Genomic DNA, 7,181 nt, shown 5'->3' with positions numbered 1-7,181 from the left:
CCCTTGGCCGGTGTGCCCTTGGCCCCCATGCCCTTGGCCGGTGTGCGCCTGGCCCGCGCGTGCGGTCCGGACGGCGGTGGGGAGGGCGGGACGAGGACTCGTCCTCCCGCGGGAGGTGTCGTGCGGCACAGGGGACTCCGGCTCGGCGGGGACGGACGAAGATTTCCTCATTTGTACCGCGTAACCGGTGGGTAGGGCAGTGGAACGGCGATCTTTCCGCTTACCGGCACGTTCCGAGCGTCGCCGTCTCGGCGATCTCCCGCGAGGAGGAGCCGGCCATGACCCGGTAGCAGCCGTCCGCGACCTTCCACGCCTTCGCGCCTTCGTTCCAGTAGGCGAACGAGCGCGAGGACAGCGGGAACGTCACCTGCGTGCTCTCGCCTGGCGCGAGCGTGACCTTCGCGAAGCCCTTGAGCTGCTTCGGCGGCTGCGGGACGTCCACACCCGGCGACGGCATGCCGATGTACAACTGCGGCACGGCGATGCCCTTGCGCGACCCCGTGTTCGTCACCGTCACCCTGGCGGAGTCGGTGTCGGCCACAAGGTTGCTGTAGCGGAACGTCGTGTAGGACAGCCCGTGCCCGAAGGGGAAGCGCGGCGCGATGCCGTTCGAGTCGTAGTGCCGGTAGCCGACCATGACGCCCTCGGAGAACGTGACGTTCTGGTTGGTGCCCGGGTACTGCGCAGGGTTCCCCGATGTCGGCGCGTCGTTCTCGTTGACGGGGAACGTCACGGGGAGCCGTCCTCCTGGGTCCACGTCCCCGTACAGGACCCGGGCCAGAGCGTTCCCGGCCTCCTGGCCCGGATACCAGGCTTCGACGATGCCCTTCACCTGCCCGGCCCAAGGAGTGAGCACAGGGCCGCCCGTGTTCAGCACGACGATGGTGTTCGGATTGGCCTTGGCGACCTCGGTGATGAGCGCGTCCTGATCACCCCGCAGGGGTTCGCCGCACTGCAGCGTGAGGCAGGACTTGTCGAAGAACTCGCCCTGGCTGTCGGTGGCGAACACGATCGCCACGTCCGCCTGCCTGGCCAGGTCCGCGGCCTCGGCGTGGTCGTCCCCGTTGGTGTGGGACAGCCGCGTGCCGGCCCCTGCGCGGCGCGCGATGCCCTGCTGAGCGCTGACCGTGGTGAACGGGACGACCTGCGCCGAGCCGTGGCCGCTCGGGCTCTCCTGCGCGGCCCGCCCGATCAGCGCGATCGACCCGGGCGCATCCAGTGGCAGGACGCCGTCGTTCTTCAGCAGCGTGATCCCGGACTCCTCGATCTTCCTGGCGGCCGTCTCGCTCGCCGTCCGGTCGATGGCGGTGAGGTCGTTCGGGTACTTCTGCCGGTCGAACAGGCCGAACCGGAACATCGTCCGCAGGATGTTGCGGACGTGCCCGTCGACGGTCGCCTGCGTGACCTTCCCTTGCGAGACGGCCATCTTCAGCATGAACGCGTTGTACCTGAGGCCGACCGGCAGCTCCATGTCGAGCCCGCCGTTGGCCGCGTCGGCGGCGTCCTTCGGGGCGAAGTGGTCGGAGGCCACGTAGCCCTGGAAACCCCACTCCGACCGCAGGACGTCGTTGAGGACGGCGCCGTCCTCGCACGCCCACCGGCCGTTCAGCTTGCCGAACCCGCACATGACGGTCGCCGCGCCGCCCTGCTTCACGGCGGCCTCGAACGGCGGCAGGTAGATCTCCCGCAGGGTGCGCGGATCCACGGTCATGCCGAGCGTCAGCCGGTCGGTCTCCTGGGTGTAGACGGCCATGTGCTTGACCGCCGTCATCACGCCCTGGGACTGCGCGGCCTCGATCCAGGGCACCCCGAGCGCCGCCGACAGGTGCGGGTCCTCGCCGAAGCCCTCGAACGTCCGGCCGTTGCGGGGGGTGCGCAGGACGTCCACGGTCGGGCCGAAGACGACGTCGTTGCCGCGGTGCCTGGCCTCCCACGCCACCGTCCGGCCGTACAGCGCCGCGGTGTCCCGGTCGAAGCCCGCCGCGAGCGCGATCGGCGCGGGCAGCGCGGTCGCCTTGCCCTGCCGGACGCCCGCCGGCCCGTCGGCCATGTGGACGGGCGGGATGCCGAGCCGCTCGATCCCGTCGTTGGTGTCGGCGTGCGCGGTCTCGAAGTACCCGCCGAGCGGGCCGCCGAACGGGTCGTCGGCGGCCAGCATCGAGATCTTCTCGTCGGCGGTCATCCGCGGCAGCAGCAGGTCCGTCCGCCGGTCCGGGGTGAGCGACGGGTCGCACCACGGCCGCTCCGCCGGGTCGCCGCACCGCCCCGCCTCGGCGCGCGCCTGGCCCGGAACCGACACCGCGGCGAGCGCCAGCACGGACGCCAGCGCGCCCGCGGCCGGCAGCCATCTGCCCACCCGCATCCACATGGCGACATTTGTGCCACCAATCAGTGGGAAAGTTCTAGTGCACCGGGGAAAATTGACCGGATCGTGTCATATGAGACGTCACGTGCTCCGGGTGGTGGCCGCCACCGCGAGTTCCGACAGCGCCCGGTGCGCCTCCTCGTCGATCGGCGCGGCCGCCAGGGCCCGCTCGGCCTCGGCCTGGTAGCGCTCGATCATCTCCTCGCAGGCGGCGAGCCCGCCGGTCTCCTCGATGATCGCGCGCAGCTCGTTCACCCCCGCGGCGTCGAGTTCCGGGTCGCCGAGGCGGCGCCGCAGCGCCGCGGCCTGCGCCGCGGACGCGTGCTCCAGCGAGAGCGCGACGAGGACGGTCCGCTTGCCCTCGCGCAGGTCGTCGCCCGCGGGCTTGCCGGTCTCGGCGGGGTCGCCGAACACGCCGAGGACGTCGTCGCGGAGCTGGAAGGCGATGCCGAGCGGCAGGCCGTAGCCGGTGAGCGCGGCGGTCACGTCCGGGCGGGCCCCGGCGAGCTCGGCGCCGAGGTGCAGCGGCCGCTCGATCGTGTACTTGGCGCTCTTGTACTCCACCACCCGCAGCGCCGTGGCGACGGTCGCCTCGCCGCGGGTGCCCTCCAGCATGTCGAGGTACTGGCCGCACATGACCTCGGTGCGCATCAGGTCGTAGACGGCGCGGCCGCGCCGCCGGCTGCCGTCGTCCAGCCCGCAGGTCTCGAACATCTCGCCCGACCAGGCCAGGCACAGGTCGCCCAGCAGGATGGCGGTGCCGGAGCCGAACGCCTCGGCGTCGCCCGGCCAGCCCTGCGCGTGGTGCAGCGCCTCGAACCTGCGGTGGACGGACGGCTGGCCGCGCCGGGTGTCGCTGGAGTCCATGACGTCGTCGTGGATCAGCGCGCTCGCCTGCAGCAGCTCCAGGGACGCGGCCGCGGCCACGATGCCGCCGCCGTCCGCACCGCCCGCCGCCCGCCACCCCCAGTAGCAGAACGCGGGACGGAGCCGCTTGCCGCCGCCGAGGAGGGCGTCCAGGGCGGACAGCATGGGCACGAGGTCGTCACTGATGGTCAGCAGGGCCGGGCGCTGCCGGTCGACGAAGGCCAGGAGCGCCTCGTCGACCTCCTTGCGGATACGGCTGGTCGACATGCCGAGATCGTATCCACCTGGGAAGATTCAACCGTCCGCCAGGGAAGTGAGAAGACTCTAGATCGGCGGAAATAGGGACATAACGACTATCCGGTGTGCCGAGCGTCACCCCTCTCGACGTCCGCGGGGGCTTCTGTAGGGTTGGAGAATGCGACGCCTGCGCCCAGACCGGCCCCCCACCGTCCGAGAGCTGCTGGCCTCGGGGGGCAGGTCCTTCTCGTTCGAGTTCTTCCCGCCCAAGACCGACAAAGGCGCGCTGAACCTCTGGCGCGCGGTCCGCGAGCTCGAGTCCCTGCAGCCGACGTTCGTGTCCGTGACCTACGGGGCGGGCGGCGGCACCCGCGACAAGACCGTCGACATCGTCGAGCGCATCGCCACCGACACCACCCTCACGCCCGTCGCGCACTTCACCGCCGTCGACCACTCCCAGGCCGAGCTGCGGAACCTCATCGGCCGGTTCGCCGCCGCCGGCGTGCGCAACGTCCTCGCGCTGCGCGGCGACCCGCCCGGCGACCCGATGGCGGAGTGGGTCAAGCACCCCGACGGCGTCGAGTACGCCGCCGACCTCGTCCGGATGATCCGCTCCTACGGCGACTTCTGCGTCGGCGTCGCCGCGTTCCCCTACAAGCACCCGCGCTCGCCCGACATCGAGAGCGACACCCGCTACTTCATCGAGAAGTGCCGCGCCGGGGCCGACTACGCCATCACCCAGATGTTCTTCCGCGCCGAGGACTACTTCCGGCTCCGCGACCGCGTCCAGGCCGCGGGCTGCGACGTGCCGATCCTGCCGGGCATCATGCCGGTCACCCAGATGAGCACGATCGAGCGCTCCGAGCAGCTGTCGGGCGCGCCGTTCCCGCCCGAGGTCAGGGCCCGCTTCGAGGCCGTCGCCGACGACCCCGAGGCGGTGCGCCGGCTCGGCATCGAGCACGCCGCCGAGCTGTGCCGCGAACTGCTCGAGCAGGACGCGCCCGGCATCCACTTCATCACGTTCAACAAGTCGACGGCGACGCGCGAGGTCTACGGCCTGCTCGACGCCGCCTCGTACGGCGGCAGGGGCAGCGCCCCGCCCATGACCGCGTAGCGGGGGCCGCCGCCGGGGAACTCGAAGTCGGTCAGCAGGTCGGTCATGCCGACCGAGCGGTAGAGGGAGCGGGCCGGGGTGTCCGGCCGCCTGTCCAGCGTCGACAGCACGACGGTCCGCTCCGGCCGCCCCTCGCACAGCGCGCTCAGCAGGCTCCGGCCGAGGCCGCGGCCCTGGAACTCCGGGCGGACGTGCAGCTCCGCCACCTCGAACGTGTCGTCCAGCCACGCCTCGGCGTGCTCAGGCCCCTCCCTGGCGCTCAGCGCCTGGAAGACGACGTCGTGCCACCACTGGCCGCGCGTCCCGTGGAATCCGTACGCGAACCCCTGGACCGGCCCCGGCAGGACGGGCAGCGCGCTACGCCGCTCGACCACGAACGCCCGGAAACCCGCGTACGACGCGTGCCGTTCCATGATGGTGTGGCGGCCCGGAAGCTGCTCGTTCGGCGGCTCCATCGCGGCCGCGTACACTTCCAGCATCGGGTCGAGCCTGCGTAGGAAGGCGCGTTCGTCGATCTCGCGCAGCTTCGCGTCCCTCACGCGACAGAGACTAGACCCGCGGGACGCCCCGCCGGGCCCCGGAAAGGCGATCGCCGGGAGGTCACCCGCCGCCGACGGCCTTGCGGACCGACTCCTCGTCGCGGGCCACGACCGCGCCCTCGCCGGTCACGACGATCGGCCGCTGGATCAGCACCGGGTTCGCGACCATGATCTCGATCCAGCGGGCACGGTCCCGCTCCAGGTCCTTCAGCCCCAGTTCCTTGGCTACCGGCTCGTTGAGGCGCGCCACGTCCCACGGCTCCGCGCCGATGCCGGTGAGCACCGCGTCGAACTCCTCCGCCGTGGGCGGCTCGTCCAGGTAGCGGCGCTCGGTGTAGGCCACGCCCGCCTCGTCCAGCGCGGCCTTCGCGGCCCGGCTCTTCGAGCAGCGCGGGTTGTGCCAGATCTCCATGATCACTCCACCTCCGCCGGGGTGCCCCCGGTGATCCTGAGCAGTTCCTCGTACGTCGTCGGGAAGACGGTGTGCGGGTGCCCGCCCGCCGCCCAGACCTGGTCGTACCTGTCGAGCCAGACGTCCACGAGCGTCCGGACCGGCTCCGGGTGGCCCAGCGGCGCTACGCCCCCGATCGGCTGGCCCGTCGCGTCCCGCACGAACTCCGGCGACGCCCGCTTCACCTTCTCCGCCCCCACCAGCGCCGCGACCTTCGCCGTGTCGACCCGGTGCGCGCCGCTCGTGAGCACCAGCAGCGGCGCCCCGTCGGCGTCGAACACCAGGCTGTTGGCGATCGCCCCCACCGCGCAGCCGAGCTGCTCCGCGGCGGCCTGCGCCGTCCGCGCGGAGTCGGGCAGCTCGACGATGGTCCCGGTCGCGCCCCGGTCGAGCAGGGCCTTCGCGACGCGTTCGGCATTCGGATGCATGGGAAGCACTTTAAGCTCAGCGCATGCGAGGGAGACCCATCGGCACGGGAATGACCGCGCCGCTTCTGGCCGCCGTCGTCCTCCTGGCGGGCTGCAGCGGGACGGACGAGGCGGCGCCGCAGCCGCCGGCGAGCTCACCGTCAGCGAAACCGACGACTTCCACACCTACGCCTACCCCGACACCCACGCACCGCAGGCTCAAGCCTGGAGCGAAGGGCTCCGATGTAGAGGAGCTCCAGCGGCGCCTCAAGGCCCTCAACTACGACCCGGGCAAGGTGGACGGGAAGTACGGGCCCTCCACCGAGATGGCCGCGTGGGCGTTCCAGGCGGTCAACCGCATGAAGCAGAAGAGCACCCTCGGCAAGTCGTTCTGGGAGGCTCTGGCCGCACCCAAGGAACCGCGTCCGATGGCCAAGAAGCGCGAGAAGGATCGCGTGGACGTCGACCTCAAGCGCCAGTACCTCGTCCTCTACAAGGACGGTGAGCCGCGCCTCATCTCGCACGTCTCGTCGGGCTCGGGGGAGTACTACTGCGCGAAGGACCGCGGGGCCACCGTCCCCCGGTGCCGCTACGCCACCACCGGCACCGGCGACTTCCGGACGGGACGCCGCTTCACCGGCTGGGAGACCTCGCCCCTGGGCCGGCTCTACAACCCGATCTACTTCAACGGCGGCATCGCCTTCCACGGCGCGCTGAGCGTGCCGAAGCACCCCGCCTCGCACGGCTGCGTCCGGATGCCGATGCACATCGCCGAGTACTTCCCCGACCTCCTCGGAGACGGCGTCCCGGTGCACGTCAGACGGCCTCGCTAGGGCCCCGCGGCGTACTCCCGGCGAACTGTCGTACCCCGTTGTTCTACTGCTGTCATGCCCGCTGACCTGCGGGATGCGACACACGTTCGAACACGTTGACGAATCGCCGTCAGGGCGGTTTACTGGTCAGTGCGTCGAACTTATGTTCGATGTGGTGCGGGACTCGCGGCCCGCACCAGGGCGACGTCCCCGCCGATCGCGGTGTTTCGGCGGGACGGACGGCCGGGCGGAGTGAGGGGAAGCTCTCCGCCCGGCCGGCCCGAGCCCCGGAAGGAGGCAGAAATGTCCGGAACGAGGACCGCACGCGGAATCCACTCGGCCGCACAGCCCGTCCCGCCGCCGAGCCCCCGCCACCGTCCCATGCCCCC

Annotated in this window: 7 protein-coding genes; 2 read left to right on the top strand and 5 right to left on the bottom strand. The window is 71.6% G+C overall.

Annotated elements, in window-relative coordinates; genetic code table 11:
• Positions 1-220: 220 nt before the first annotated feature.
• Both E1266_RS33980 and E1266_RS33975 read right to left on the bottom strand, forming a co-directional pair.
• A complete protein-coding gene (locus E1266_RS33980; RefSeq protein ID WP_243719240.1) occupies positions 221-2,368 on the bottom strand; it encodes a glycoside hydrolase family 3 C-terminal domain-containing protein in 2,148 nt (715 codons plus the stop codon).
• A gap of 78 nt (positions 2,369-2,446) precedes the next feature.
• Entirely contained in the window at positions 2,447-3,499 is a 1,053-nt protein-coding gene (locus tag E1266_RS33975; protein ID WP_132054164.1) for a polyprenyl synthetase family protein, read from the bottom strand.
• Positions 3,500-3,647: 148 nt separating this feature from the next.
• On the opposite strand from E1266_RS33975, the gene metF reads away from it, so the two are divergent.
• A complete protein-coding gene (gene metF / locus E1266_RS33970) occupies positions 3,648-4,583 on the top strand; it encodes a methylenetetrahydrofolate reductase [NAD(P)H] (protein WP_132054162.1) in 936 nt (311 codons plus the stop codon).
• Here the strand turns inward: metF and E1266_RS33965 are convergent.
• The 3 genes from E1266_RS33965 to E1266_RS33955 form a co-directional block, all read right to left on the bottom strand.
• Positions 4,520-5,122 (bottom strand): GNAT family N-acetyltransferase, encoded by a 603-nt coding sequence (locus E1266_RS33965; protein ID WP_132054160.1) that lies wholly within the window; start codon positions 5,120-5,122, stop codon positions 4,520-4,522. The genes metF and E1266_RS33965 overlap by 64 nt on opposite strands.
• A 61-nt stretch (positions 5,123-5,183) precedes the next feature.
• On the bottom strand, positions 5,184-5,534 hold the full coding sequence (locus tag E1266_RS33960; protein WP_132054159.1) for an arsenate reductase family protein: 351 nt from the start codon (positions 5,532-5,534) through the stop codon (positions 5,184-5,186).
• A 2-nt stretch (positions 5,535-5,536) separates the two neighbouring features.
• Positions 5,537-6,001, bottom strand: a complete 465-nt coding sequence (locus E1266_RS33955) for a YbaK/EbsC family protein (protein WP_132054157.1) — start codon at positions 5,999-6,001, stop codon at positions 5,537-5,539.
• A gap of 23 nt (positions 6,002-6,024) precedes the next feature.
• On the opposite strand from E1266_RS33955, the gene E1266_RS33950 reads away from it, so the two are divergent.
• Entirely contained in the window at positions 6,025-6,813 is a 789-nt protein-coding gene (locus E1266_RS33950; RefSeq protein WP_243719238.1) for a L,D-transpeptidase family protein, read from the top strand.
• The last annotated feature ends 368 nt before the right edge of the window (positions 6,814-7,181 follow it).

The sequence above is a fragment of the Actinomadura sp. 7K534 genome (genome assembly GCF_004348575.1).
Classification (GTDB): domain Bacteria; phylum Actinomycetota; class Actinomycetes; order Streptosporangiales; family Streptosporangiaceae; genus Spirillospora; species Spirillospora livida.
This window is presented reverse-complemented; position numbering and strand designations above follow the sequence as displayed.